Source organism: Halorubrum laminariae, from assembly GCF_024494655.1.
GTDB classification, from domain to species: domain Archaea; phylum Halobacteriota; class Halobacteria; order Halobacteriales; family Haloferacaceae; genus Halorubrum; species Halorubrum laminariae.
This window is the reverse complement of record NZ_JANHDL010000001.1, coordinates 335,111-356,840: the sequence shown is the minus strand read 5'-3', so window position 1 is coordinate 356,840 and position 21,730 is coordinate 335,111. Positions and strand designations below refer to the sequence as shown.

Genomic DNA, 21,730 nt, shown 5'->3' with positions numbered 1-21,730 from the left:
TGTTCAAGCGAGGCTTTCGATCGTTTCAGGGAACGTAATACTAAGTGGATACCGTTACAAGCAGATACCATATGGTGAAGCGACGCAGTATGGTGATCGGACTCGGGGCGTTAGCAACTGGGAGCGGAGCGGCCTTCACGAGTGCGGGATTTCAAGACAGCGTCGATTCCGGCGCAGACATGCGTGTCGTTGCTGATCAGCAGTTGACTGTGCGAAAAGGAGATATTTTCGAAGGATTGGACGCGGGGGAGGTTAATGAGCCCACAGAGAGAGGTTCCGACGATATATTCACTGCAGTCGTCTCTGAAGATGATGGCCCAACTCCTACTGAGATCCTGTTTGGGGATACCGAAATTAATGGGTACACGAATGTCTCTACAGACACTGAAAGCAATCGTATTCCAACCCCCGCAGCCGTCGCAAACGACGGTGAAGATGGTAACTTCGCTTTTGCAATAGCGGTAGAGATCAATGATGACGTTGAGTTCGGTGATCTCATTGAAGTGGAAAATCAGAATATTCAGGATGGAGCGAACATCGGGATCACGTTCCAAGAGTTCGGCGACGATGCCTCCGAGGTAACAGGCGAGACGGGCGGCGAAGAAGCCGTTGCGACCCAGATCTACCAATTTAAAGATGAAGACGACACGCAGATCTCTCCTGATTCGGAGTCTTGGTCCTCTTCTAACGAGCAAGACCCTGCAACCAGAGTCGAGATCGGCGTTGGTGAGACTGAACAGATATCCCTCCTGAACGATACAGGTGGAGGAGACACTGGTATTTCAGCGAGGAACATACGATCTGCTATCTCAGGTGACAATGAACCCGCGTTCGGCACCAATATCAATGACATTGATCTGGTGGATACGATCGAAATTGGTGAGGGAAGTAACTGATTACGGAGAATCGAGGAGAAAGCCTCGCGCTTCAGCACGCGGAAAATATCAAAGGTATGATGTATACCCGTCCGACACCGGATGGGGATCTCCGTTTCATGCGTGAAGAAGTGATCACAACTCTGGTTTCACGCCTGTCACAACTAGTGTTATCCACCGTTGCTTCCGCTTAGAGAAACGCTTTTACGTGTCGGAGTTTCGTTTCAATTGTATGAAACGCAGGCGTGTGATCGTCTCGTCTGCCAGTTTCGCGGGACTCGCCACGTTTTCAGGCTGTCTCGACGGAGTCACCGGAGGTGATGGCAGTATCACCGGTGGCGGCGACGGCGTCGACGACGATCGCCGCGAGATCGCCCGAACGTACGACGACGCGCTCGTCGCCCGAAACGACGCTGTCACGGCGCGCGACGAGGGAGTCAGTAGCTTCAACGACGAGGCGTACCCAGAGGCGATTGACTCGATCGAGGCCGGGCTGGTGGACATCGAGGAGGCAGAATCGATGTTCGCCGAGAGCGCAACGCTCGCACGCGAAATCACCGAGGAGACGGCAGCCGAGATCTGCGAGTTGTCGGCTGAGGAGGTCCGGATTCAAACCGACGCCACCGAGGCGGCCCTGTCGGCTGCGCGAGCCGCAGACGAGGGCGAGAGCGCGGAGACAATAAACGGCCACATCGAGACGTTCAGATCCCACCGCGACGAGGCCGAGGCGCTCACCGTGGAGGACACCGACGCGGTTGTGAGCGCGCTCGGACTAGAGTGACGCGCGTCACGTCCGCCGAATTCGACAGCCGAATAGTATATACGGAGTGAAACGAACCGGTAGCGTGAGATGTGTGGGAGCAGTCGCCCTCCAGAAAGCCCGGAGCAGACGCCCTTCAATGATCGATCGCGAGCGGAGGCGTCGTGAGCGTGTCGCTCACCGACCAGCGGGAGTACACTCGCCCGGAGAAAGACGAACTGTACGATCTGTTGAGCAACCACCGGCGGCGATATGTCATCCACTTCTGCAAGCAGGCCGATGAACCGCTATCGCTCTCCGATCTCGCCGAGATGGTTGCCGCCCGCGAGCAGGACAAGTCGGTGGCCGAACTCACCTCGGCCGAGCGCAAGCGGGTGTACACGTCCCTTCAGCAGACGCACCTCGACAGGCTGGCCGACGCCGGCATGATCGACTACGACGGTGATCGGATCGAACTCACCGAGGGGGCCGCGGCGCTCGACGTCTATCTCGATGTCGTCCCCGAGGGATCGATCTCGTGGGGCGTCTACTACCTCGGCGTGTCGCTTTTGTCCGCGCTCGTGTTGGCCGGCGTGTGGGTCGGGTTCGTCCCGACCGAGACCGTGCCGGAGATCGGGTGGGCCGCGATGATTCTCGCGGTCTTCCTCGCCTCCTCCGTCGCGCAGGTGATCCAGAACCGCCGCTATCGGCTCGGTGGCGGCGCGGATCCGCCGTGAGGGCGTTCAAGCACCGCAATACTATATGTCTACGTACCCTACCTTCACCCACGGAAGCGACGCCTAGAATCCGCTGGGGCGTGAGCGAACGTCCCCGGCGCGAGTGAGGCGGTTCGGCCGCCGCAGGACACACCGACATGGGACGGAAACGACAGCGCAGCCGCGGCGGTTCAAGCGGTTCCGTGAGCCGCCGCGCCGTCCTCGGCGTCCTCCTCACCGGCGGTGCCGCTGCCGCTGGCGTGCAGGGGACGGGCGCGTTCTCGTCGGTGACTGGCGACCGACAGTTCAGCGTCGGCACCGCAGAGGACGACAGCGCGCTCCTCGGCATCGAAGCGGCCGACCCGACGGGCACCTCAGGCGACACGGTGACGCTTTTCACCGTGACCAACCGGCTCTCCGAGCCCCTGACGCTCGAACAGGTTGGGGTCGCCGACGGCGGATCGTTCGGCATCACGCGGACCGACCTCCAGATCGATCAGTGGACGCTCCAGCCGGGCGAAGCGACCGACCTCAAGGCCGGACTGTCGTGTGCATCGAGCACGACAGACGACGTGGAACTCTCGATCCGGGCGGTCACGACCGATCGCGACGAGTCGATCGAACTCACGCGGTCGACGACGGTCGCGTGTCAGCCCCCGGCTGCACAGTGTCTCACCGACCCGGAGATCGAACTCGAAGAGGAGACGGTCCCGTGTATCGATATCAACCTCGGCGGCGGCGGAGAAGTCGAGATCGAGGCCGAAGACAGCGTCGTCAACGGAGACGCGACGATTACCCTCGGTGGCGGCGGCGATGTCTCCGTCGAACTCGAAGACAGCGAGATCGGCGGAGACCTCCAGATCGAGATTCGCGGGGGCGGAAACGTCTCGATCTCGCTGTCTTCGAGCGAGATCGCTGGCGTAGTCCGGATCGACACGCCAAGCGGGGCCGAAATCGAGATCGAGATGGAGAACGCGACGGTCGGTGGTGGCGTCTCCGCGACTCTCGGTGGCGGCGGAACGTTCTCGCTCTCGATGGAAGACAGCACCATCGAAGATGACACCGCGGTCACCGCCGGCGGCGGCGCGAGCGTCGAGGTCGAGATGGAGGGAAGCGCGATCCGCGGTGACCTCGACGTAGACACGAGAGGGGGAAGCAGTGTCGAGGTCGAGACCGAAGACAGCGAGATCGACGGGTCGCGCCCGGACGAGTGAGGAGAGGTGATCGCATTGGACGATTCCGCGTACGCACAGGCTCGCCGCGAACTGGTCGCTGATCTCCAACGCCGTCTCGACGTAGATCCCGCGGTCTTCTCCGCGATCGAAGCGGTTCCTCGCCACGCGTTCGCTCCCGACAGCCAGCGGGCGCGGGCGTACGCGGACCGCCCCCTGCCGATCGGACACGACCAGACGATCAGCGCGCCCCACATGGTGGCGATCATGACCGACCTGCTCGACCTCGAACGGGGAGACCGCGTCTTCGAGGTGGGGACCGGCTGCGGCTACCACGCCGCCGTCCTCGCCGAGATCGTCGGTCCGGGCAACGTCTTCACTGCGGAGTACGTCCCCGAACTGGCCGAAATCGCGGGGGAGAGGCTCGATCGGCACGGGTATGTGGTCACCGTGCACGCGGGCGACGCCCGAGAGGCGTTCCGCGAGGAGGCACCGTTCGCGGCTGCGTCGGTGACGTGTGCGCCGTCGGCCGGCGTTCCCGAGCCGATCGTCGACCGCGTCGAAGTCGGCGGTCGCGTCGTCGCGCCGGTCGACGAGGAGAGCGGCGGCCAGCGGCTCGTTCGTCTCACGGTCCGAGACGACGGGATCGAGCGCGAGGACCACGGAAGCGTCCGGTTCGTCCCGATGCGGTGACAAGCGAGCGGTTTTAGACGGCCGAGTGCCGAGCAGGCGTATGGACGAGGCGTCGATCCGCGCGGACGCGATCGAGGGGCTCGAACACCAGCTCGACGAGCCGCTGGACGCGTCTGTGCTGACGGCGCTCCAGCGAGTCCCTCGCGAGCCGTTCGTCGACGACACCACCCGAGCGAGCGGAGCCGGTCGCACCGACGACGATAACGAATCCCTCTCGATTCAGACCGTCGTTCGGCTGATCACGGCGTTAGATGTCACCCGGGGCGACGAGGTGCTCGTCGTCGGTGCCGGCGCGGGCTACTCCGTCGCGCTGCTCGCCGAGATAGCCGGCCCACGCCACGTGCACGCGGTCGACATCGACCGCGAGGCCGTCTGGAGCGCACGATCGAATCTCTCGACGGCCGGCTACGACGCGGTGCTCGTCGACCGACGAGACGGCGTCAACGGGCTTCCGGAGTACGCGCCGTACGACCGGATCCTCCTCGAAGCGGCCGTCGTCGAACCCCCGCGTGCGCTCCGTGATCAACTCGCCGCGAACGGCCGGATCGTCTATCCGCGCGGCACGACGGCCCAGACCATCGCCGCAATCGAGCCCGACTCCGAGAATAAGTCCACCGGCGACACCGGTCGCGATGTCGACGCCGGACCCGAGACGACGCCCTCACAGCCGCCAGACGGAGACGATGCTGCCCCACAGGGGTTCAGCACCGTCGAGACCGCGGGCCCGGTTCGGATCGACCCGATGCTCGTCGACGGGGAGCAGGCGGGCGTCGAGCGGAACCGGACGCGCAGGGAGGACGCCGAGTGGGCCAAACGGGGTCACTTCGCGTCTCACGGCTGGGAACAGGAGTGGATCGACTGGGACGATCGGATCTGACGGCTCGGGCACTATTCGCGGCTGATCGCAGTTGATCACAGCTGACCTCCCCGGCCGCGGTCGAGTCGATCACTCGGCGACGACCAGCACGTCCGTGTTCTCGCGTTCGTCGACGTAGTCGCCCTCCGCCGGCGGCTTCACCTCGATCGTGAGCGTTCCGTCCGGCTGGTTCGGTCCGAGCGTCGGGTCGACTTCGACGCGTGCGGTGCCGTCAGCGTTCGTTTTGCCGGTGGCGACCCCGTCGATTCGCGCCGAGCCGCTCCGGACGATCACCGTCGCGTCGGCGACGCTCGCGCCGTCGGGGTCGAGGACCGTGACCGCGAGCGACTGGTCGCCCGGTGTCGTCACCTCCGGCTGCGGTCTGGCGTCGAGTTCCGTCGCGGCCAGCCCGTCGATATCGCCGATCATCCCCATCATGACGCTGAGGCTCGCGACGCCGACGACGAGCGCGATCACCAGTCTGACCGGCAGTCCCTCTATCGCGCGGCGATCCGTACGAAACGACCGTCTGTTCGCGGTGCGTCCGTCACGTGTCGAGTCGAACATACTCCCGCTGGTCTCGGTATCAGGTATAAAGAGTCGTATCGCGTCGGTCGGGCCAGCCTCGGATGGGCTCTCGCGTGCCACCCCGTCCTTTTTGTTCGATGCCGCGGCCTCGGTCGGTATGCACGTGATCGGACGCGACGACGCCCAGCCGTCGACGCCGTCGCCCGCAGCGGCTACCCCATCTCGCGAGGCGACGGCCGACTCCGCCGAGACCATCCCGCCGTCGACAGTCCGGCTCGGATCGTTTCTCGCCCGCGACGGCAGCACCGGGGCCGCTGTCGGCGTCGACGTGGACGGCCCGCACGCAGCCGTCATCTTCGGAAAGCGCGGAACCGGGAAGTCGTACACGCTCGGTGTCATCGCCGAGGGGCTCGCGGCCGCCGAGGGCGTCTCGCCGGTCGTCGTCGATCCAATGGGCGTGTTCGGGGGACTCCGCGAAGCCGGCGGCCGCGTCGTCGAACCGAGCGTTCCTCCCGCCGCCATCCCGGCGAGCGCGTGGCCGGACCTGCTCGGTCTCGACCCCGAAAGCGGCGCGGGGAGCCTACTCTGGCGAGCCGTCGCCGACACGGGCGCGTCCGACGGCGGGACGAATACCGCACCCGACGCCGAGACCGGACCCGAGTCACCGTCCTTCGAAGATATCCGTGACTGGATCGACGCGTCGCGGGCACCGGACGCCGATCGCCGCGCCGTCGATAACCACCTCCGACTGGCCGAGTCGTGGGGCGTCTTCGACGCCGACGCACCGCCGGTCGCGAGCTTCGCCGCCGACGGGACGCCGACCGTGCTCGACCTCGCCGGCGTTCCGGATCGAGCCGCGGCCGCTGTCGTCCGCGCGGTCGCCCGCGGGCTCTACGACGCGCAGGTCGACGGTGCGCTCGACCGGCTCCCGTGGCTGCTCGTCGACGAGGCGCACGTCTTCTTCGGCGGCGTCGCCGACCCGGCGCTGCGGACGCTCCTCACCCGCGGTCGAGCGCCCGGCGTGTCGCTCGTCTGCGCGACACAACGCCCGAATGCGGTCCCGAGCGTCGCGGTCTCGCAGTCGGATCTCCTCGTCGCACACCGACTGACCGCCGAGAGCGACGTCTCCCGACTCGCGGAGGCGGAGGCGACGTATCTCGCCGGATCGCTCGCCTCGCGGCTCCCGACTGGGACCGGCGAGGCGCTCGTCGTCGACGACGCGACGGAGACGGCACACACCGTCCGCATCCGCGAGCGACGGACCTCACACGGCGGCGGCAGCCCCCGTGCGAGCCGGACCCGGGCGGCGGTCGAACGGTCCGGCGGGGCCGGTGCGACAGAGGTCGAGATGATCGGAGGCAAGCCGCCGGATACCGCTTCGTGCGAGTCCGAAGTCCCAAGGTAGCCGGCGGCGATCCTCTCGCATGGAACGGACGCGGTTCGGCTACCTCCTCGTTGCCGTGGGCGGGTTCGTCGGTGCGGCCGCCCGATACGGTGTCGACGTGGCTGCCGGAGACACGACCGGCCTCGGCACGCTCGCGGTGAATATCGCGGGATCGCTCGCGCTCGGCGTCCTCGTCGGCCGTACGACGACGACCCGCACCCAGCTGTTCGTCGGAACCGGCGCACTCTCGTCGTTCACGACGTACAGCACGTTCGTCGGCGACGGGGTAGCGCTCGGTACCGTCGCCGGGAGCACGTATGTCGCCGCGAGCTACGCGCTGGGGCTCGCAGCGGCGGCGGTCGGCATACTGATCGGAGGACGTGTATGATGGTGGTCGGAGGACAACTGTGACGGTGATCGGTGCGATTACCCCGGTCCTCCTCGTCGGACTCGGCGGCGCACTGGGAGCCGCGGCCCGTCACGCTGTTGGGCTCCGGATCAAGGGCCGGTTGTCGATCACGGCCGTCAACGCGCTCGGAAGCCTCGCGCTTGGCGCGGCTCTCGCCGCACCGATCGGGTCCGCGGAGACGCTTTTCGTCGCCGTCGGCTTCTGCGGGGCGTTCACCACGTTCTCCACGTTCGCCGTCGAGACCGTCTCGACCATTTCCGGCGGAGACGGTCGCCGTGCGGCGTGGTTCGCAGTCGCAAATCTCGCTATCGCGCTGGTCGCGTTCGTCGTCGGATCGGCTCTCGGCGGTCTCGCGTGAGTGTTTCGGCGCGACCGCACAGGCCCGCTGTCTCGCCGTCCAGCCGCGACCGACGCAGACAAACGACAGGTACAGGCCGCTCCGTCTCGTACTCGCCGCCGTGACCGACGACGCTGACTCCGGCCGGCGGATCGACGCCGACGGCGACGCCGCGGCGGTCGATGAGGGCGCGGTGGACGATACGGCAAACGAGGTGGGTGCCGACCACCCCGAGGCCGTTGCGTTCGGCGACCTCTCGCTCCCACAGCGCATTTTCGTCGCGGCCGTCCAAAATCCGGCTCGCGGTGTCGCCATCGTCGGACTGCTCGCGTTCGCGTTCTCGTTTTACGTCGCGTTCTGGCTGGCGTTCCCGCGCATCGCGGCGCTCGCGTCTGTCGTCGGTGCCGTTCTCGTCGCGATCGTCGCTGGCGTCTACATCGTCTCCGATCGGCTCTCCGAGTAGGCGTCGTCTCGACTCGTCGTCACGGATGCGGCTCGTAGAACTCTCGGAGCGAGCCGCCGAACTCGTCGGCGAGCGTCGCGACGGCGTCGCCGACCAACACGTCGCGTTCGGCGAAGGCGCGGTCCACCTGCGCACCGAGCGCGACGTCGGTGGCATCGTCGCTTTCGAGGTAGTCGCGAACCGTCGTGAACGCGCGCTCGCGCTCGACGACGTACCGGTTCCCGTCGATGAACGGGCCGTATGTGTCCGGATCGACGTCATCGGCGTATGACTGATAAAAGCTCTCCGCGTGGTTTCTAACGGCGACGGGCGGCCCCTCGTGTCGCTCGACTGCAGGTCGTTCTGCTACCTCAAGTTCGGCGTACAGCGCCGCCCGTCGACTCTTGCGATCCGGGCCGTTCCCGTTCTGCGCAGTCTCGCGTGTGGGGCCGTCGTGCGTCTCGATTTCTCGGATGTCGTTCTCGTGAGCGTCCGTATCGCGGTCGGCGCTTACCATCGCCTGCGCCCGAAGCACGTCGAAGCCGTGCGCGTCGAGTCCGCGCACGATCCCGTCGAGGGACCGACGGAGCTGCGGCCACAGCTGGTCGTCGACGAGGTCGGGGGCGTCGAACGTGATCGCAATCGGTGTCGTCTCCCGTCGAGACACGTGGTCGCGGACGCCCGCGGCGTCGAGCGGCTCTGGAGGCTCCGTCTCGAACAGTTCTACACGCGGTGCCGCGAGCAACTCGCGGGCGTAGTGCTGGAGTCGAGCGAGGTTCGCCGCGGAGAGGACCGCTGCCACGTTTCGCGTCGGGTCGGTCGGATCAACGACGACGAGAGGGTCGTCGAACGTCTGCTCCGCGTGGCTCTCCGGGTCGAACTCCATCGGCGGGTGCCAGCTTCGAGCGGACTCGACGAGCGGGACGAACCCACCGAGTTCCAGCACGAGAAGCTCGGTGAGGTACCCGGAGAACCCCTCCGTGCGGAGGTCGCTGCCGTACGCGCCGATACCCTTCAGAAACGCCTTCGCGAGCACCACGTCGTCGGCGAGATCTTCGTCCAGTCGGGCGGAGAGGTAGGCGTCGTGAAACGGCGTTCGATCGACGGCCGAGACCAGGTCGCCGGCGTGTTCCACATCGTGACAGGGAACCAAGTCCACGTCGAACCCCTCGTGCGACCCCTTCACGTAGGGGTGTTCCGCGTACTCCTCGTGTCCGTCTGGGAGCACCGCGTGGCCGACGGCGAGCCCGTACTCCTCCAACTGCTCGCGGTCGAGGTCGGCGTCGAACCGGACGAACAGGTCGATGTCGCGGTCGCCGGAGACCCACGTCCCACGGGCGGTCGACCCCACCTGCACCACGTCGGCGGCGACCGGGAGGTCAGCAATCGCCTCGCGGGCCCGCGCGGTGAGGTCGGCGGCGACCGCTCGGAGCCGCTCCCGCTCTTCCGGCTGCGGGATTGCCCGCTCTCGGACGCGCGCCAGCACCGCGTCGAGGTCGGTCGCCTCGGTGTCGCTCATGGATCGACATCTCGCGGTCCGGCCGAAAACGTGTCGGTCACGCCGCGAGGAGTCACGTGTCGCTGGACCGCCGCGGTGTCGGGCGGTGTGCCAACCCACTGCTCCCGAGTCGGGCGGAAACGAAAGCCCTATCAAAACGACGCGAGTACCCGAGAATGAGCCGAAGTAGCTCAGTTGGTAGAGCGCCTCGCTGTTAACGAGGCGGTCCCAGGTTCGAGTCCTGGCTTCGGCGCTTCCTCCGTATTCTGTTTTTCGAGCAGCTGCAATTCGCATCGAGCGTGGGATATCTCGCCGTCGATTGTTCCGATTCGGTACGCTAAAGGGTCGGTCTCGTTTACCTCGGTATACGGGCCTTTAGCTTAGTCTGGCTCAAAGCGTTCCGCTCATAACGGAATGATCGCCGGTTCGAATCCGGCAGGGCCCATCTCCTGCGGCGCTCAATTCTGACTTCAGCCTCTCCCTCTACTCCAACAGATTCACCAGTTCGTTCACGTCGTCGACGACCGCGTCGGCTCCGTTCTCGGCGAACGTCCGTCGTCCCGCCTCGCCCGTCAGCCCGCCGGTGAGAACGCCGATCCCGTAGTACACGCAGGTCTCGTCGTCGGCGTCGGCGTTGCGCGCGGTCCGTATGTCGTCGAGGGTGTCGCCGGCGAAGGCGACGCGGTCGGCGTCGAACCGCTCCGCGAGCGCGACGAGCGCCCGCGGGTGCGGCTTCCCTTCCTCCCAGTCGTCCATCGTGAACCGGTGTTCCCCGGACACGTCGAGCCCGACGCGCGACAGGGCGATATCGGCCTCGGCGGCGGGTCGCCCGGTCACCACGCCCACGTCGAACCGCTCCGTCAGATCGTCTATCGTCTCGGGAGCGACGAGCGTCGGCTCGTCGTGGATATACCCCGGTGCGGAAAGCGGGGGCTCGCCGCCCTCCAGTTTGCGGTATAAGTCCTCGCCGAGGTACAGCGCCTGAAACGTCTCGCGGAGCTGCTCTGTGTCCCACTGGTCGCGGACGCGGGCCTTCGCGACGCCCGGGAGATCGTTCACGACGGCTTTCGCCGCGTTGAGTCCGCCGCCGCCGTCGGCCACGAGGTCGGTGAACGACTCGACATCCATCTCCAGCCCCTCACGGCGGGCCAGCACGTACAGTGCGGCCGCGTCCGTCAGCTCCCAGTCGTTGTTAAACCCGCCCGCATTCTTAAACGACTGGACCGCGTCGCGGTCGATCGTCGCCCCGTACACCCGGTCGACGGACTCGATGATCGCTCGGCGATACGAGTCCGCCACGTCGACCAACACCCCGTCGATGTCGAGCACCACTGCGTCGACCTGCATACTCCCGTAGCCGACGGCTGCGGGAAAGAACGTTCCGGGTTCGCGGTCGGTGCGGGCGCGGTCGGCGGATCACCCGCTCCCGGCCCCTCCGTCGCCCGCTTCGCTGTCGGCACCGCTGTCGCCGGTTTCTGTCCCCTCACGCGCGACGTACAGCGTGGTGCCGTCGAGTGAACGGCGACGGACCGCGACCGTCGGCTCCTCGAATCCGAGCGTCGTGAACAGACAGGCTGCGTCGAGTCGCGCGGCGAGTCTCACGGTCGGCCGCTGGAGTTCGGCGGGGAGGTTGCAGGCGTACACCGCATCGACGGAGCGCGGGAGCGCCCCCGAGGGAGTCAACTGAGCTCGTTCGTCTGCGAGCGCGAGCACGTCGGCCCGCACGGCGCGAAGAGATCCGTCGCGCGACCCGTTTCGGCCTCGTATCCCGTCTTCGGCTTCGCGCACGCGGTCTCCGACGTCGACGTCGATGGCGAACACGTCGCGGTCGCGGTCGGCGAGCGCGAGCGCGACCTCCGGTCGATCGCCGATACCAACCTCGATCAGGCGTTCGTAGCGGGAGAGCGACTCGACGAGCGCGCAACGGGGAGATGACACCACGGCGCGGGCTTTATGACCGCGGCGGTCAAAAGCGGTTCCATGCTCGTGGACATCGTTCCGGTCGGGGAGGTCACCCCGCGCGTGAAACGGGAGGCCTCCGCTGCGCTCCGATTGGTGTACGACTGTGACGTCACGGTCCACGACGACCAGCCGATCCCCGAGACCGCCTACGACGCGGGACGCGACCAGTACCGTGCCGAGGATCTTATCGAAACGGTCGGTCGCGTCGGCGGCGGCGAGAAGAACATCGGCATCACTTCTCAGGACCTGTACTACCGCCGGCGGAACTACGTGTTCGGGCTTGCGTACCTCAACGGCAGCGGCTCCGTGATATCCACCCACAGGCTGCGAACCTCATCCGACGGCGGCGTCTCGACGAAGCCCGCGATCGACGTGTTCGCAGACCGCGTCCGCAAGGAAGTCGTCCACGAGATCGGCCACACCCTCGGACTGGAGCACTGCGACAACAGCAAGTGCGTGATGTCGTTTTCGCCCACGGTCCGCGAGGTCGACGTGAAAGAAGAGAACCTCTGTGGGACCTGTTCCCGGCTCGTCCGATAGGAGTCGCCGGTAGACGTAAACCCCATCCTACCCAATCGATACCCATGGCCGCAAAGCCGGAATACCGCGACCGGCCGGATGTCGAGGTTGCGCTGCTCGACGCCCTCGTCGACCGCGGCGACGAGGGGATGACGGTGTTGGAACTCCGTGCAGCCGTCGACGCCGACATCGACGCCGTCGAGGAGGCGCTCTCGTCGCTGAAAGCCGATTCGCTCATCACGGTTGAGAGCGCGGAGCGAGTGCGGGTGTATCCACACGACCGCGTGGTCCCCGACCCCGACGCACCCGTCGCAGACGACGACGCGTCCTTCGTCGACCAACTTCGCGATCGACTCGGCTTGTAGTCGCTGTCGTTCGATCGGTTTCTCGTCGCTTCTCGTCCGGCTCCGTGACCGCCGTCCCTCCCGAGACGGCGGCCTTTTGGCGCTCGCACGACTCCGAGATGATATGACGCTCGTCTCCGGCACTCACGATGCCCACGGCGCGACGTACCGCGACCGCGGCGGCCGGCAGGTGGTCGACCACTACGGGAAGCCCGAGCGCGTCGGCGGAGCGGTCCGCAAGGTCGTCGGCGCGATCGAGATGGGGTACGGCGTGCTCGCCGTCGCGGGGGCGGACCGTGTCGAATTCGTCGACAACGCGGTCTCGAACCGCGTCCCAGCTGAAGACGGGCAGGGAGTGTACGCGCTCCTCCTCGATCCGCAGGGCGGCATCGAGACGGACATGTACGTGTACAACGCGGGCGAGCGGCTGCTCGTCTTCCTCCCGCCGGAGCGGACGGACTCGATCGCCGAGGACTGGTCGGAAAAGGTGTTCATCCAAGACGTTGAGATTGACGACGTCTCCGACGAGTTCGGCGTGTTCGGTGTCCACGGACCCAAATCGACCGAGAAGATCGCGTCGGTGCTCGGCGGACCGGGCGCGCCAGAGAAGCCGATCTCGTTCGTCCGCGGTTCGATGGTCGACGCCGGCGTCACCGTGATCGCGACGGACTCGCCGCTCGGCGAGGAGGGGTACGAAGTGATCTGCGCGGCCGACGACGCCGAAGAGGTGTTCGACACGCTTCTCACCCGTGGCCTCAACGCCGCCCCGTTCGGGTACCGGACGTGGGACGCGCTCTCCGCGGAGGCGGGAACCCCGCTCTTCGAGTACGAACTCGCGGGGACGGTGCCAAACGTGCTCGGCCTGCGGAATGCCCTCGACTTCGAGAAGGGGTGTTACGTCGGTCAGGAGGTCGTCTCCCGCGTCGAGAACCAAGGCCGACCGAGTCGTCGGCTCGTCGGGCTCGCGCTCGACAGCCTCGTCGACGCGGTCGCCGAGGTCGACGGCGACGCCGATCCCGAGGGATACGACGCGGTCCTACCGACGCCCGGCGCGGCCGTCTTTGCCGGCGACGAGGCGGTCGGCGAGGTGACCCGCGCGGCGGTCGGCCCCGCCTCCGGCGACCCCATCGCCCTCGCGCTCGTCGGGTTCGACGCCGATCTCGACCGGGCCACTGTGCGCGTCGACGGCGACGAGGTCGCGGCGACGCGGACCGACCTTCCGTTCGTCGACGGGAGCGCGCGCTCCGCGCGGCTCCCGGCGTACCCGAGCGACTAGCGGCTTCTGATGCGGCGGCGCGCCTGCGAGCGGTCGCCGGTCGGCGACCGCGAGCCAGTCCGCGAGGGAGCCGGACCGGTGCGTGAGCGCCGGTCCGCGAGGCTGGGGAGGCGTGAGGTGTGTCGGAGCTGTGCAGAGCGATGTAGGGCAGAGAGCGTTTTCACACGACGAACTGCACCGCGGAGTACACGCCGAACCCCAACGCGAGCGATCCGACGAGCGACGCGATCCACGCGAACACGGTGTAGCCCATTTTGGCCCGGCTCACGCCGGCGTCGCCTGCCGCGTAGCCCGCACCGACGATCGCCGAGACGATTATCTCGTTGAACGAGACGGGGATTCCGAATGCGACGGCGGTCTGCGCGATCGCGAAGGAGGGGATGAGCGCGGAGATCGACCGGCGCGGTCCCATCGAGGCGTAGTCCTGTGCTATCGCCTTGATCATCCGCGGCGCGCCGGTCCACGACCCGACGAGCAGCCCGCCGCCGCCGCCGACGAGGAGCGCCCACAGCGGCACCCCCACGTCGCTGAAGATCGGCACCAGTGGACCGATCGCGAGCCCGACCTGTGACCCGCCGGCGGAGAAGGCAACCAGCCCGCCCATCGCGAGCAGGAAGCGGCGCTGTGCGCCCGCGCGGTCGCGTCCGAGGTCCGCGTACACCGCGACCGCGACGAGCGCGGCCACGGCGAGCGTGACGGCGACGCTCCCGATCCCCGATCCGACCCCGAGTCCCGATCCGAGCGCCGACGCGATCGACGCCTGCTCTCCCTCGGAACCGAGGACCGCGAAGCCAACGTTGGCGACGAGCGCGCCGACGACCCCTGCGAGCCCGGCGGTGAGCGGACGCTCCGGCAGCGTGTCGCCGGTCAGGACGCGGGCGACTCCGTACGCGACGCCGCCGCCGGCGAACGGCGTGAGAACCCACAGCGTGAGGATCTCCGCGTACTTCGGCCACGCCGGATCGCCGCCCATGGCGAGGCCGACGCCGACGACCGCGCCCGTCACGGTGAACGCGGTCGCGATCGGGTACCCCGCGAACACGCCGATCGCGACGAGCACCGCGGCGGTGACCAGCGCGACGATGGCCGCGCCGGCGGTGAGCGTGACGCCGCCGATCAGCTCGGTGCCGACCGCCTCGGTCACGTTCGCCCCTTGGAGCACCGCGCCGAGGAGACCGAGGACGCCGACGACGAGCCCTGCGCGCATCACCGAGATCGCGTTCGCGCCCACCGCCGGAGCGAACGGCGTCGACCCAGACGAGCCCGCACCGATCGACCACGCCATGAAGAGGCTGGCAGCCGCGGCGACACCGAGCGTGGCGACAGTGGCGACGACCATCTCAGTTCTGGCCGTCCTCGTACCCCTCTCGGAGTCCAGTCACGGTGCGTCGGACGAGAAGGAACCCGAAGAAGAACAGTCCCAACAGCCCGACGAGGATGATGACAAACAGCGGCTCGACCGGTAGCATATCCTCGAATCCGTCGGCACGGGGTTATGCGTTTCGGGCGACGCGACGGCGGTTCGAGGCTGACCTCGTGTTGAGGCGTGACAAAGCTAAAACAGCCGTTTGTGCCACGACCACGTATAAGCTTCCGTCGGTCCAACTCGGAGATGCGACCCCCGCTTCGGCCCTCCCCCAGTAAACTACCCCACCCTACTCCCTCGGCGTGGTCCGAGAGAGCGAAGCTCTCTCGTCATCACGAGACGGCTTCGCCGTCTCGAACGACTACGCGCCTCGGTCCTTGAGGGAGGGGCTTTGATGTGGACTCCCGGCAATCAGTCGCCAGCAATAGGCTGGTAACCCTCGCCGTTCACCGTCCCACCATTCAAACGCACGTCTACTGGTGCGTCTCCGCTCCCCGACGTGGGCGAGGAACGGAGTCTGTGTATCCGCTTTCGAGCGTACCGCGTCCCAACGTTCTTCGCCGCGTTGTAATCCGCGTTCACTTCGTACCCACACTTCTGGCAACAGAACTGTTCTCCCTGCCGGTTATCGTCATGCGTGAATCCGCAATCACTCCGAGAACAACGTTGAGACGTGTGGTTCGGCTTGACCTGCTCTACGGAGACACCGCGTTCCGGGGCCTTGTAGGAGACGTACTCGTACAGGCGTCGGAACGCCCAGATGTGGTGCCACTTTGCGTGTGGTAGCCGCTCTCGAATGTCGGTCAACTCCTCGAACACGATTACGTCACAATCGTGTTCGACGGCCTCCGTAACGATCTCGTTAGCGACGGTGTGCATGTACTGTTTCCGCCATGCTTCCTCTCGCTTTCCGAGTCGAAGCACGGCGTTATGCGCAGCTTGCGTGCCGCGCTGTTGCATCTCGCCCCGTCGCGTCTCGAACTCACGGCACCAGTGGTCGTAGTCGTCTCCCTGCCAGAAGCGTCCAGTGGAGGCGACAGCGAGACTATTGACGCCGAGGTCGATACCGAGGACTGTTTGGTGCTCGGTATCTGCCGAACCCTCAGACGGCTCGCCGTCTCCTTCAGAGTCGTACTTCCGGGTGGTGATATGGAAGTAGAACTCGTCGTCTACTGCGTCGTACTGAAGCGTGCTCGCTCGGAACTCGAACGCTTCGGACAACACGTACCGTTCGTACGGCGTAGGGCTATCCGAGGGAAGTTCAAACTCGCACTCGACACGCCCGTTGACAGTCGAGAGCGAGACTTTGTTCCGGTAGAACGTCGCGCTCCGCTTGTCATAGAGCATGCTCCACGACGTGAACTCCGGTTGGCTCACTCGCTTCCCGTTTTTCCACCGTTCGACACATCCTTTGACGGCTTCAACGCCACGTCGGATGGCTTCCTGAACGAGGTTTGCGGTGAGGTCAGTTTCCTCACGGAGTTCATCGTAGAGCGCGTCCCGTGCGGTTGTGTTGGCCGTGACGCACTCGGTGTAGGAGCGGTCGGACCAACAGAACTCAGCGGCACGATTGGCACAATGAAGGAACTGTCGGGCGGATTCGTGGAGGCCGTCGCGTCGCTCGCTGGGAACGATGAGTTTGACAGGGGCGGTACGTCGGACCTCCATATTTCAGATGTACTGCTAACGCTTCTTAAATATTTGGGGGTCAGGCGGTTGCAGTATGCCAGTTGTGACGCACCATGTCGGTTTCCTCTCCGGCCTACTCGCTCACTCCGTTCGCTCCTTGAGGCCGGAGGCTCCACCTTGATAATGCTGGAAGGCCAGACGACTTCCCGCCGGAGCCGGCATCTCGGGCTGTCCGGGGAGCGCGAGCCGTCTGTTTTCCCAGATGGTCCTGTTCGCCGCGTTCGCCCTGAACCGTCGCGAGAGCGGTCCCCGGTCCGGACAGTCGTGAACCGAACCAGCGGCCTGACAGGACGGGCCGCCGGAAGGAGGGTATTTTGTCAGAGCGTGAATCTCTCAAAAACCTCGCCGTCGGGGGTGACGAGCCGTCCGGAGAGCGTGGCGTCGCCGCTTTCGGTCGACACGTCGGCGTCCCAGTCCGATTTGTCCTCGTCCGACGCGGCTTCGTCCCCAATCGGCTCCAGTTCCGCGTGTGCTGGGCGGTTTCCACGCGGCTGCGCGTGACTCCCCGGATTCAGGATCGGCAGTCCGCCGGAGTCGTCGAATCGCGGGCGGTGGCTGTGGCCGCAGATCACGGCGTCGGCGTCGCGGCCGCGACCGAGCATGACGAGCCCGGTGTCGCCGCTTCGGTGCCGGTGCGTGACCACGAAGCGGACCCCCGCGTACTCGACCGTACAGACCTCGGGGAGTCGTTGGCGGATCGCGGCGTCAGCGTTGTTGCCGTAGACAGCGCGCAGCGTCCGTGCGGTCGATTCGAACGCGTCGAGGACCGGTTCCCGATAGAAGTCACCCGCGTGGATCACCACGTTCGCCCCGCAGACCGCTTCGAGTGTCCGGCCGCTGAGCTTCGACTCTTCGCGCGAGTGCGTGTCGGAGACGACGACGAGCATACCGGCCGTCGGCACGCACCAGATATAAAACGCCGTCTCCTCGCGGGCGGCGGCGCGAGCCGTCGGTCGCTCTCGTCACGCTTTTTCAGGTCGGCCGCCTAATGATTCCCGTGACAGACGACAACGACGGTGGCCCCGATCACGACGGGCCCGCCGCTCTCGGCGACAGCACCCCCGACGCCGACGTTCGACGCGCGGCCGCGGCGGCGGCCGACGGCGATCTCGTCGTCTACCCGACGGAGACCGTGTACGGACTCGGCGGCGACGCGCTCGATCCCGACGCGGTCGAGCGGGTCTTCGAACTGAAGGGGCGCGCCCGCGAGAAACCTCTTTCGCTCGGCGTCGCGAGCGTCGACGCCGCGCTGCGATGCACCCGGCCGACGGAGTTCGCCGTCGCCTTCGCCCGCGCGTTCCTTCCGGGACCGGTGACCGTTGTCGTCGAGCGGGACGACGCGGTTCCGGACGCGCTCACTGCCGGACGCGACCGCGTCGGGCTCCGAGTGCCGGACCATCCGGTCGCCCGCGAGCTCCTCGACGCGGCCGGTCCCCTCACCGCCACGAGCGCGAACGTCTCCGGGACCGGTAGCGTCACCGACCCCGTTGACCTCGGCGACCGGATTCGAGAGGGCGTCGCCGCGGTCGTCGACGACGGCGAGACTCCGGGCTCCGAGAGCACCGTCGTCGACCCGGACGCGGGGACGATCCATCGGCGCGGCGCGATGGCCGGCGCTATCGAGGCGTGGCTCGACGATCCGCCGGTGGATCGGTAAGGAATGTATCGCGCTTCAGACGGCCAACTCGCCCTTTTCGGAGAGCACCTCGACGTCTGCCGCGTCGACCGAGTCGACGTCGAGCCAGTGCGGAACGTACTCGCGTTTGTCGTAGGCCTCACGCTCGTCTTCGGTGCCGACGGTACACCAGAGCTGGGGCTCGTCGGGGCCGTGCCAGCCGCCCTGCACGTTGATTCCGAAACAGACCAGCTCCTCGCCCTCGTACTCGATCACCGCATCCCGCCGGATTCCGGGGTCGCCGCGAATGATGAGGTGTTGCATACTCTGACGTTTGCAGGTTCCGGGCTTAATCGCTTCGATACGGCGGATCGGTGGACTCGACCGGTCCGAAGCGGACGGGACGGTTCAGGTTGAGTCACCCGGAGTAGTAGTACTCTCCCTCGCGCTTCTGCTGGCTGTCGAGCTGCGACCCCGGCTTGTTGATCCGGGGGCGACCCGTTCGCTCGTCGCGCCGGAACGTGATGTCTAAGTCCGCGAGGAACTCGTTCATCCCGTCGCGCATCTCCTGTGGCGGGGAGGCGTGGCCGCGCTCGGCCGGCTCGCCGTCGAACACCATCAGCCGGTCGGCAAGGAGGTCGATGACGTAGATGTCATGATCGACCACCATCACGGTCGCGTCGTGGTTCTCGGCGTATCGCCGGATCGCGGTCGTCGCCCGCACGCGCTGTTCGACGTCGAGGTGCGCGGAAGGCTCGTCAAGCACATAGAGGTCGGCGTCGTCGGAGAGACACGCGGCGATCGCGACGCGCTGGCGCTCGCCGCCGGAGAGATCCGAGAGGTTCTGTTCCATCACGCGGTCGAGCTGGAGCGGCTGGGCGATCTCCGTGTTCCAGTAGGAGGAGCCGAACTGGTCGGTGATAGACGAGAGGAACGCATCGACGCGCATCGGCTGGTCGATGTCGATGTACTGCGGCTTGTACGAGATGTCGAGCGCGAAGTCGATTTCGCCCGTGTCAGGTTCCAGATCACCGGTAAACAGCTTTGCGAGCGTCGACTTCCCGATCCCGTTCGGACCGACGACCCCGAGCACTTCGGACTGATTGATCGTCCCGCCCTCGACGTGGAGTTCGAACTCGCCGTCGCCGTACGACTTCGTAAGATCCGGGTACTCGATCAGCGTCTCGCTGCGTGACGCGACGCGCGGCGCGTGCTCCTCGAAGGTGATCGCGGAGGGGCGGATGCGCATGTTCTCGTTGTCGAGGTATCCTTTCAGGTACTCGTTGATGCCGTTCCGGACCGATTTGGGGTCGGTGATGACTCCGTACGCGCCCGGTTCCCCGTATGCGACGTGGAGGGTGTCAGCGAGCAGGTCTAGGATGGCCAGATCGTGTTCGACGACGAGCATCGACCGTTCCGCAGTGTCGTCGTCCGCGAGTTCGCGGATGAGACGGGCGACGACCATCCGCTGGCCGATGTCGAGGTACGGCGTGATCTCGTCGAGGAAGTAGAAGTCGGCATCGCGCGCGAGACACGCCGCGATCGCGACGCGCTGGAGCTCGCCGCCGGAGATCGAGTCGATGTCCTGGTCCATCACCGGCCGGATGTTCAGCCGCTCGACGAGAGAGTCGAGCGCGCCGCGCTCGTCGGTGCGCTCCAACAGCTCGCGGGTGTTGCCGTCGAACTGGTTCGGTATCTGGTCGACGTACTGGGGCTTGCGCGCGACCGTGATGTCTCCCGCCTTCAGTGATTCGAGGTAGTTCTGGAGGCCGGTGCCGCGGAACCGGTCGAGCACCCGGTCCCACTCTCCCTCAGACTCGTGGTCGCCGAGGTTCGGGACCGTCTCGCCGGCGAGCGCGTGGACCGCGGTCGACTTCCCGATCCCGTTTGGTCCCAAAATCCCGGTGACTGAACCGGGTTCGGGGGTCGGCAGTCCGTACAGCGAGAAGGCGTTATCGCCGTAGCGATGAACCGGATCCTCGTCGAGTTCGGAGGGGAGGTTGATGATCTCGATCGCGTCGAACGGGCACTTCTCGACGCAGATACCGCAGGTCTCGCCGAGGCAGATCTCCTCAGAGATGTGGATCTGATCCGGGTCACCCTCGGCCGCGTCCTCGCCGCGCTCGGTGATGCACTCCTTTCCCGTCCGGTTCGGCGGGCAGTAGTTCGCACACTCGTAGTTGCACCGATCGGGCTGGCACCGATCGAGGTCGACGACGGCGATGCTATCGTCCGCCATCTCAGGCCACCAGATCGACGCCGGAGACGGCAAGGACCGAGTAGCTGATGAACCACAGCGTGAACGTCAGAAACGCCACGTAGAGGTTGTCCTTCGCGCCGAAGTCGCTCACGCCGATGATCTTGTATATCGGGTACTGGACGAGCACGAACGCGGCGAGCACCACGAGTAGCGTGGTGCTTCCGGCGTCGACCGGATCCGTCCCGACGTAGGCCGCCGAGACGACGCCGGCGGCGATCCCCGCGAGCGCGCAGATCGTCGTGACGACCACGCCCCGGGCGTGGCCCGTTATCTCCGAGTCGTCGCTCATACCACCGGATCCGCGAGCACCCGTGAAAAGCCGTTCGTTCCGCCCGGCGGCCGTGACTGCCTCCCCGACGGGAGACGGCGCGATGACGCGCGAGCGACCGGACGTGCCATCAACATTTATCACGGTGTACGGTGTCAGTTCACCACGATGGAAGGAACCCAGACGGAGGGGCTCGACGACCTCCCGCCGAGCGCCAAACTCGTCTTCAAGGTGCTCGAATACAACGGCCCGCTGACACAGAAGGGGATCGTCCAAGAGTCGATGCTCTCGGCGCGAACCGTCCGCTACGCCCTCGAACGGTTAGAGGAGATCGGCGTCGTCGACGAAGATGTCTACTTTGCCGACGCCAGACAGAACCTCTACAAACTCACGGAGCCCGCACAAGAGTTCACGGGCGACGAGTGCGACGCGTCCTGCACCGCCGACTGACGGCGTCGAGACCCTCCGACTGACCGGGTTACTCGTTTGACACCGCGCGAGCGCCGCGTGCCGCCTCCGCGATCGTCAGCGCGATGGCGACGAGCAGCGCGAACGTCGCGGCGAGCACGAACGCTAACAGGGCGTACCAGACCTCGGGGCCGAACAGCGGGTACTCGCGGGTGTCGATGACCGGCCCGAGGAGTTCCAGCGCTCGCACGAGATACAGCGTCACCGCGAGGACCGCGCCGGCGACGAGGCCAACGCGGACGTTCCGGTAGAACGCCAGCGATTCGAGGAGGACGAGCATCGGCGGCTTGGACGTGTCGTCGCTCACGGTTCGT

At 66.3% G+C, this 21,730-nt stretch carries 26 protein-coding genes, 2 tRNA genes and 1 pseudogene; 17 read left to right on the top strand and 12 right to left on the bottom strand.

What is annotated here, in order from left to right; translation table 11 throughout:
• Positions 1 to 89 precede the first annotated feature (89 nt).
• From NO887_RS01750 to NO887_RS01725, 6 genes are all read left to right on the top strand, one after another.
• Positions 90 to 896 carry a hypothetical protein gene (locus NO887_RS01750; protein WP_256416784.1) on the top strand — a complete coding sequence of 269 codons (807 nt, stop codon included), beginning with the start codon at positions 90 to 92 and terminating at the stop codon, positions 894 to 896.
• 211 nt (positions 897 to 1,107) lie between these two features.
• Positions 1,108 to 1,656, top strand: a complete 549-nt coding sequence (locus NO887_RS01745; protein WP_256416783.1) for a hypothetical protein — start codon at positions 1,108 to 1,110, stop codon at positions 1,654 to 1,656.
• Positions 1,657 to 1,805: 149 nt separating this feature from the next.
• Entirely contained in the window at positions 1,806 to 2,351 is a 546-nt protein-coding gene (locus tag NO887_RS01740) for a DUF7344 domain-containing protein (protein WP_256417016.1), read from the top strand.
• A 137-nt stretch (positions 2,352 to 2,488) separates the two neighbouring features.
• Positions 2,489 to 3,544, top strand: coding sequence for a hypothetical protein (locus NO887_RS01735; protein WP_256416782.1), 1,056 nt, complete (start codon positions 2,489 to 2,491; stop codon positions 3,542 to 3,544).
• Between the two features lie 15 nt (positions 3,545 to 3,559).
• Complete coding sequence (gene pcm / locus NO887_RS01730) at positions 3,560 to 4,195, top strand: protein-L-isoaspartate O-methyltransferase (RefSeq protein ID WP_256416781.1); 636 nt, start codon at positions 3,560 to 3,562, stop codon at positions 4,193 to 4,195.
• A gap of 40 nt (positions 4,196 to 4,235) precedes the next feature.
• Positions 4,236 to 5,072: a protein-L-isoaspartate O-methyltransferase family protein gene (locus NO887_RS01725; protein WP_256416780.1), complete on the top strand. Its 837-nt coding sequence runs from the start codon at positions 4,236 to 4,238 to the stop codon at positions 5,070 to 5,072.
• Positions 5,073 to 5,141: 69 nt separating this feature from the next.
• Here NO887_RS01725 and NO887_RS01720 read toward each other — a convergent pair whose 3' ends face one another.
• Positions 5,142 to 5,618, bottom strand: a complete 477-nt coding sequence (locus tag NO887_RS01720; RefSeq protein ID WP_256416779.1) for an Ig-like domain-containing protein — start codon at positions 5,616 to 5,618, stop codon at positions 5,142 to 5,144.
• Positions 5,619 to 5,736: 118 nt separating this feature from the next.
• Here NO887_RS01720 and NO887_RS01715 point away from each other — a divergent pair, with 118 nt between their 5' ends.
• From NO887_RS01715 to NO887_RS01700, 4 genes are all read left to right on the top strand, one after another.
• Positions 5,737 to 6,984 (top strand): ATP-binding protein, encoded by a 1,248-nt coding sequence (locus NO887_RS01715; protein ID WP_256416778.1) that lies wholly within the window; start codon positions 5,737 to 5,739, stop codon positions 6,982 to 6,984.
• A 19-nt stretch (positions 6,985 to 7,003) separates the two neighbouring features.
• On the top strand, positions 7,004 to 7,351 hold the full coding sequence (locus NO887_RS01710) for a fluoride efflux transporter FluC (RefSeq protein ID WP_256416777.1): 348 nt from the start codon (positions 7,004 to 7,006) through the stop codon (positions 7,349 to 7,351).
• Positions 7,352 to 7,370: 19 nt separating this feature from the next.
• A complete protein-coding gene (locus NO887_RS01705) occupies positions 7,371 to 7,730 on the top strand; it encodes a fluoride efflux transporter FluC (RefSeq protein ID WP_379812018.1) in 360 nt (119 codons plus the stop codon).
• 100 nt (positions 7,731 to 7,830) lie between these two features.
• Positions 7,831 to 8,172, top strand: coding sequence for a hypothetical protein (locus NO887_RS01700; protein ID WP_256416776.1), 342 nt, complete (start codon positions 7,831 to 7,833; stop codon positions 8,170 to 8,172).
• Positions 8,173 to 8,191: 19 nt separating this feature from the next.
• Here NO887_RS01700 and cca read toward each other — a convergent pair whose 3' ends face one another.
• Complete coding sequence (cca, locus tag NO887_RS01695; protein ID WP_256416775.1) at positions 8,192 to 9,670, bottom strand: CCA tRNA nucleotidyltransferase; 1,479 nt, start codon at positions 9,668 to 9,670, stop codon at positions 8,192 to 8,194.
• A gap of 159 nt (positions 9,671 to 9,829) precedes the next feature.
• On the opposite strand from cca, the gene NO887_RS01690 reads away from it, so the two are divergent.
• Together NO887_RS01690 and NO887_RS01685 are read left to right on the top strand one after the other, a co-directional pair.
• Positions 9,830 to 9,902 (top strand) — tRNA-Asn (locus NO887_RS01690).
• A 116-nt stretch (positions 9,903 to 10,018) separates the two neighbouring features.
• Positions 10,019 to 10,094 (top strand) — tRNA-Ile (locus NO887_RS01685).
• A 38-nt stretch (positions 10,095 to 10,132) separates the two neighbouring features.
• Here the strand turns inward: NO887_RS01685 and NO887_RS01680 are convergent.
• Together NO887_RS01680 and NO887_RS01675 are read right to left on the bottom strand one after the other, a co-directional pair.
• Positions 10,133 to 10,996, bottom strand: a complete 864-nt coding sequence (locus tag NO887_RS01680; protein WP_256416774.1) for a TIGR01548 family HAD-type hydrolase — start codon at positions 10,994 to 10,996, stop codon at positions 10,133 to 10,135.
• Positions 10,997 to 11,065: 69 nt separating this feature from the next.
• Positions 11,066 to 11,590, bottom strand: a complete 525-nt coding sequence (locus NO887_RS01675; RefSeq protein ID WP_256416773.1) for a UPF0146 family protein — start codon at positions 11,588 to 11,590, stop codon at positions 11,066 to 11,068.
• A gap of 39 nt (positions 11,591 to 11,629) precedes the next feature.
• Between NO887_RS01675 and NO887_RS01670 the strand changes: the two genes are divergently transcribed.
• The 3 genes from NO887_RS01670 to ygfZ all read left to right on the top strand — a co-directional run bounded on the left by NO887_RS01670 (position 11,630) and on the right by ygfZ (position 13,750).
• The gene (locus NO887_RS01670; RefSeq protein ID WP_137783692.1) at positions 11,630 to 12,151 is read left to right on the top strand and encodes an archaemetzincin family Zn-dependent metalloprotease; all 522 of its coding nucleotides are present in this window, start codon (positions 11,630 to 11,632) and stop codon (positions 12,149 to 12,151) included.
• A 44-nt stretch (positions 12,152 to 12,195) separates the two neighbouring features.
• On the top strand, positions 12,196 to 12,495 hold the full coding sequence (locus NO887_RS01665; protein ID WP_256416772.1) for a DUF6432 family protein: 300 nt from the start codon (positions 12,196 to 12,198) through the stop codon (positions 12,493 to 12,495).
• A 103-nt stretch (positions 12,496 to 12,598) separates the two neighbouring features.
• Complete coding sequence (gene ygfZ / locus NO887_RS01660; protein ID WP_256416771.1) at positions 12,599 to 13,750, top strand: CAF17-like 4Fe-4S cluster assembly/insertion protein YgfZ; 1,152 nt, start codon at positions 12,599 to 12,601, stop codon at positions 13,748 to 13,750.
• 160 nt (positions 13,751 to 13,910) lie between these two features.
• On the opposite strand, the gene NO887_RS01655 is transcribed toward ygfZ, so the two are convergent.
• The 4 genes and pseudogenes from NO887_RS01655 to NO887_RS01640 form a co-directional block, all read right to left on the bottom strand.
• On the bottom strand, positions 13,911 to 15,089 hold the full coding sequence (locus NO887_RS01655; RefSeq protein WP_256416770.1) for an inorganic phosphate transporter: 1,179 nt from the start codon (positions 15,087 to 15,089) through the stop codon (positions 13,911 to 13,913).
• A gap of 1 nt (position 15,090) precedes the next feature.
• Positions 15,091 to 15,222 (bottom strand): annotated as a pseudogene (locus NO887_RS01650) (DUF7859 family protein); the annotation flags it as partial.
• A 305-nt stretch (positions 15,223 to 15,527) separates the two neighbouring features.
• Positions 15,528 to 16,784, bottom strand: a complete 1,257-nt coding sequence (locus tag NO887_RS01645; protein WP_256416768.1) for an RNA-guided endonuclease InsQ/TnpB family protein — start codon at positions 16,782 to 16,784, stop codon at positions 15,528 to 15,530.
• 338 nt (positions 16,785 to 17,122) lie between these two features.
• Positions 17,123 to 17,692: a metallophosphoesterase gene (locus NO887_RS01640; RefSeq protein ID WP_256416767.1), complete on the bottom strand. Its 570-nt coding sequence runs from the start codon at positions 17,690 to 17,692 to the stop codon at positions 17,123 to 17,125.
• 110 nt (positions 17,693 to 17,802) lie between these two features.
• Here NO887_RS01640 and NO887_RS01635 point away from each other — a divergent pair, with 110 nt between their 5' ends.
• The gene (locus tag NO887_RS01635) at positions 17,803 to 18,462 is read left to right on the top strand and encodes an L-threonylcarbamoyladenylate synthase (RefSeq protein ID WP_256416766.1); all 660 of its coding nucleotides are present in this window, start codon (positions 17,803 to 17,805) and stop codon (positions 18,460 to 18,462) included.
• A gap of 15 nt (positions 18,463 to 18,477) precedes the next feature.
• Here the strand turns inward: NO887_RS01635 and NO887_RS01630 are convergent, their stop codons facing one another.
• The 3 genes from NO887_RS01630 to NO887_RS01620 all read right to left on the bottom strand — a co-directional run bounded on the left by NO887_RS01630 (position 18,478) and on the right by NO887_RS01620 (position 20,969).
• Positions 18,478 to 18,744, bottom strand: coding sequence for an HAH_0734 family protein (locus NO887_RS01630; protein ID WP_256416765.1), 267 nt, complete (start codon positions 18,742 to 18,744; stop codon positions 18,478 to 18,480).
• Positions 18,745 to 18,838: 94 nt separating this feature from the next.
• Positions 18,839 to 20,659 (bottom strand): ribosome biogenesis/translation initiation ATPase RLI, encoded by a 1,821-nt coding sequence (locus NO887_RS01625; RefSeq protein ID WP_256416764.1) that lies wholly within the window; start codon positions 20,657 to 20,659, stop codon positions 18,839 to 18,841.
• A 1-nt stretch (position 20,660) separates the two neighbouring features.
• Positions 20,661 to 20,969, bottom strand: coding sequence for an EMC6-like membrane protein (locus NO887_RS01620; RefSeq protein ID WP_256416763.1), 309 nt, complete (start codon positions 20,967 to 20,969; stop codon positions 20,661 to 20,663).
• Between the two features lie 147 nt (positions 20,970 to 21,116).
• Between NO887_RS01620 and NO887_RS01615 the strand changes: the two genes are divergently transcribed.
• Positions 21,117 to 21,398: a MarR family transcriptional regulator gene (locus tag NO887_RS01615; RefSeq protein WP_256416762.1), complete on the top strand. Its 282-nt coding sequence runs from the start codon at positions 21,117 to 21,119 to the stop codon at positions 21,396 to 21,398.
• A gap of 28 nt (positions 21,399 to 21,426) precedes the next feature.
• Here NO887_RS01615 and NO887_RS01610 read toward each other — a convergent pair whose 3' ends face one another.
• Complete coding sequence (locus NO887_RS01610) at positions 21,427 to 21,723, bottom strand: DUF7536 family protein (RefSeq protein ID WP_417454975.1); 297 nt, start codon at positions 21,721 to 21,723, stop codon at positions 21,427 to 21,429.
• Positions 21,724 to 21,730: the final 7 nt, after the last annotated feature.

What these genes read in the sequence shown, in the direction of transcription:
- NO887_RS01630 (WP_256416765.1), bottom strand. Translation starts at nt 18,744, where the DNA reads ATGCAACACCTCATCATTCGCGGCGACCCCGGAATCCGGCGGGATGCG.
- NO887_RS01670 (WP_137783692.1), top strand. Translation starts at nt 11,630, where the DNA reads ATGCTCGTGGACATCGTTCCGGTCGGGGAGGTCACCCCGCGCGTGAAA.
- cca (WP_256416775.1), bottom strand. Translation starts at nt 9,670, where the DNA reads ATGAGCGACACCGAGGCGACCGACCTCGACGCGGTGCTGGCGCGCGTC.
- NO887_RS01640 (WP_256416767.1), bottom strand. Translation starts at nt 17,692, where the DNA reads ATGCTCGTCGTCGTCTCCGACACGCACTCGCGCGAAGAGTCGAAGCTC.
- NO887_RS01680 (WP_256416774.1), bottom strand. Translation starts at nt 10,996, where the DNA reads ATGCAGGTCGACGCAGTGGTGCTCGACATCGACGGGGTGTTGGTCGAC.
- NO887_RS01710 (WP_256416777.1), top strand. Translation starts at nt 7,004, where the DNA reads ATGGAACGGACGCGGTTCGGCTACCTCCTCGTTGCCGTGGGCGGGTTC.
- NO887_RS01665 (WP_256416772.1), top strand. Translation starts at nt 12,196, where the DNA reads ATGGCCGCAAAGCCGGAATACCGCGACCGGCCGGATGTCGAGGTTGCG.
- NO887_RS01745 (WP_256416783.1), top strand. Translation starts at nt 1,108, where the DNA reads ATGAAACGCAGGCGTGTGATCGTCTCGTCTGCCAGTTTCGCGGGACTC.
- ygfZ (WP_256416771.1), top strand. Translation starts at nt 12,599, where the DNA reads ATGACGCTCGTCTCCGGCACTCACGATGCCCACGGCGCGACGTACCGC.
- NO887_RS01735 (WP_256416782.1), top strand. Translation starts at nt 2,489, where the DNA reads ATGGGACGGAAACGACAGCGCAGCCGCGGCGGTTCAAGCGGTTCCGTG.
- NO887_RS01725 (WP_256416780.1), top strand. Translation starts at nt 4,236, where the DNA reads ATGGACGAGGCGTCGATCCGCGCGGACGCGATCGAGGGGCTCGAACAC.
- NO887_RS01655 (WP_256416770.1), bottom strand. Translation starts at nt 15,089, where the DNA reads ATGGTCGTCGCCACTGTCGCCACGCTCGGTGTCGCCGCGGCTGCCAGC.
- NO887_RS01620 (WP_256416763.1), bottom strand. Translation starts at nt 20,969, where the DNA reads ATGAGCGACGACTCGGAGATAACGGGCCACGCCCGGGGCGTGGTCGTC.
- NO887_RS01715 (WP_256416778.1), top strand. Translation starts at nt 5,737, where the DNA reads ATGCACGTGATCGGACGCGACGACGCCCAGCCGTCGACGCCGTCGCCC.
- NO887_RS01750 (WP_256416784.1), top strand. Translation starts at nt 90, where the DNA reads ATGGTGATCGGACTCGGGGCGTTAGCAACTGGGAGCGGAGCGGCCTTC.
- NO887_RS01720 (WP_256416779.1), bottom strand. Translation starts at nt 5,618, where the DNA reads ATGTTCGACTCGACACGTGACGGACGCACCGCGAACAGACGGTCGTTT.
- NO887_RS01615 (WP_256416762.1), top strand. Translation starts at nt 21,117, where the DNA reads ATGGAAGGAACCCAGACGGAGGGGCTCGACGACCTCCCGCCGAGCGCC.
- NO887_RS01625 (WP_256416764.1), bottom strand. Translation starts at nt 20,659, where the DNA reads ATGGCGGACGATAGCATCGCCGTCGTCGACCTCGATCGGTGCCAGCCC.
- NO887_RS01645 (WP_256416768.1), bottom strand. Translation starts at nt 16,784, where the DNA reads ATGGAGGTCCGACGTACCGCCCCTGTCAAACTCATCGTTCCCAGCGAG.